Below are 2,126 nucleotides of genomic sequence, written 5' to 3'. Positions count from 1 at the left end.
TGGGTATAAGAGACCGCCCCGGGCCCGGGTCGCCGATGCGGTGGCCGAGCGCGCCCTGGCCGCCGAGGACGACCCCGCCTCCCGTTCCTTCGACCGCAGCCCCTCTCCCACGCCGCCCAGCCCGAGCCCCAGCGCGTCGCCGAGCGCCTCGCCGACGCCGAAGAAGACGACCTCCCCGAAGCCCAAGAGGACGACGCCCGCCCCGCCGGCGCGACCCAGGCCGGTCGCCGGACTGACCCAGGCGCAGATGGACAACGCCAAGGTGATCGTGGACGTCGGCGTGGACCTCAAGATCCCGCGGCAGGGCCTCGTCGTCGCCGTCGCCACCGCCATGCAGGAGAGCACGCTGCTCAACTACGCCAGCGGCGTGCTGCCCGAGTCGCAGAACTACCCGCACCAGGCGATCGGCTGGGACCACGACTCGGTCGGACTGTTCCAGCAGCGGCCCAGCAGCGGCTGGGGCACCGTACGCGACCTGATGCGGCCCGCCTACGCCTCACGTGCCTTCTACGAGGCGCTGGTGAAGGTGCCGGGCTGGCAGCAGATGAGCATGACGCTGGCCGCCCAGGCGGTGCAGATCTCCGCCTACCCGTACGCGTACGCGCAGCACGAGCAGCGGGCCGAGACGATCGTGGCGGCACTGACCTGACGCGCCGTCGCCGGTCCGGCCCGTCCCTGGTGTCCGGCGGGGACGTCGGCCGGACCGGCGGGGACGTCGGCCGGACCGGCGGAGACGGACCCGACCGCGACGTGACGTGTCAGACGCGCTTGGGCAGCACGACGACCCGGCCGAAGAACTCGTCGATGCGGTGCACGACGTCGTTGAAGTCGTCCAGGTCGATCGGCTTGGTGACGTACGCGTTGGCCTGCAGCGTGTAGCTGCTGATGATGTCTGTGTCGGCGTTCGAGGTGGTCAGCACGACGATCGGGATGGTCCGCAGGTCCTCGTCGTTCTTGACCTCGCCCAGCACCTGACGCCCGTCCATCCGGGGCATGTTCAGGTCGAGCAGGATGACGTCCGGCCGGTGCGCCCCGGTGTGCCGCCCCTCGCGACGCAGGAACTCCATCGCCTCCTGGCCGTCGCTGACCACGTCGATGACCTTGTCGACGGTCGAGGTGGCCAGTGCCTCCTCGATCATGAGCACGTCACCCGGATCGTCGTCGACGACGAGGATGTGTACCGGGTCAAGGGTGCGTGCGCCCATCGTTACCTGCCCTCAGGTCGGCGAGGGCGGGACCTCTCGGCCCCGCGCTGGCGGGAAATCTAGCCCATCCCCGGGCGGTCGGTGGCCGCCGGGTCGACGGCGTCAGCACCGTACCCCAGCACCTCGGCGAGACCCGTCACCGTCAGCACCCGCTGCACCCGGCCGGTGGCGCCGGTGACGCGCAACCAGCCGCCCTCGGCCGCCGCCCGGTTGTCTCCCCGGACGAAGACCGAGATGCCCGTCGAGTCGCAGAACGTGAGGTCTGTCAGGTCGACCAGCAGCCGGCGCTCACCGGCGTCGGCCAGCCGTTCGATGACGGCGGTGAGTTGCCCGGCGCTGCTCATGTCGAGTTCGCCGGCGAGCCGGAGGCGGGTCGGCCCGCCACCGAGACGCTCGGCGTACGTGACGGTGAACGTCACGGTGATCCCTCCCGCCGTCCAGAGACGGATGCTTGCAGTGGCGCAAGTATAGAGCCAGCCTGACAGCCGGCCGGATCCTACGCCTCGGCGGGTGCCGGACGGGCGCAGCGCGCCGCCACCACCGCGCGGCCCGACCGCAGGTATCCGGCGGCGCGGGGGAAGTCCTGCAGGACGCGGGCGTAGTGGCTCAGGACGGTGTCCACGGCGGACTCCGGCACCCCGCGACTGCCCAGCACGGCCGCCATCCACTCGACGAACTCGGTGAACAGCGTGTCGTCGTCGACGTAGAGCGCGGCGGCCAGGAAGTCCAGGACGTGGCCGAGGTCGCTGACCGTCGAGTCGGTCTGGGCCGGGGTGTAGTCCCGGGCGGCCGGATGTCGGTGCGCCAGGTCGGCCAGCGCGCTGTCGATCAGCTCACCGCGCCGGGCGACCAGGGCGGCGTACTCGTCGTCGGCGAGGTGCGCCAGGCTGGCCGGTGGCGGCCCCGCCCGCAGCGCCCGCT

At 71.9% G+C, this 2,126-nt stretch carries 3 protein-coding genes and 1 pseudogene; 1 reads left to right on the top strand and 3 read right to left on the bottom strand.

Going from position 1 to position 2,126, the window contains the following annotated elements; genetic code table 11:
- Positions 1-649: hypothetical protein (locus EYA84_RS31000; RefSeq protein WP_131057748.1), on the top strand; the 649-nt coding region annotated here is incomplete at its 5' end.
- Positions 650-758: 109 nt separating this feature from the next.
- Here EYA84_RS31000 and EYA84_RS30995 read toward each other — a convergent pair.
- The 3 genes and pseudogenes from EYA84_RS30995 to EYA84_RS30985 form a co-directional block, all read right to left on the bottom strand.
- Positions 759-1,205, bottom strand: coding sequence for a response regulator (locus EYA84_RS30995; protein WP_131057747.1), 447 nt, complete (start codon positions 1,203-1,205; stop codon positions 759-761).
- A 59-nt stretch (positions 1,206-1,264) separates the two neighbouring features.
- Positions 1,265-1,624 (bottom strand): STAS domain-containing protein, encoded by a 360-nt coding sequence (locus tag EYA84_RS30990; RefSeq protein WP_131057746.1) that lies wholly within the window; start codon positions 1,622-1,624, stop codon positions 1,265-1,267.
- Positions 1,625-1,701: 77 nt separating this feature from the next.
- Positions 1,702-2,126 (bottom strand): annotated as a pseudogene (locus EYA84_RS30985) (cobalamin-binding protein); the annotation flags it as partial.

This window comes from Verrucosispora sp. SN26_14.1, from assembly GCF_004307965.1.
Lineage (GTDB): Bacteria > Actinomycetota > Actinomycetes > Mycobacteriales > Micromonosporaceae > Micromonospora.
Note: the sequence above shows the minus strand (reverse complement) of the source record. Positions and strands in the feature narration are given on the sequence as shown.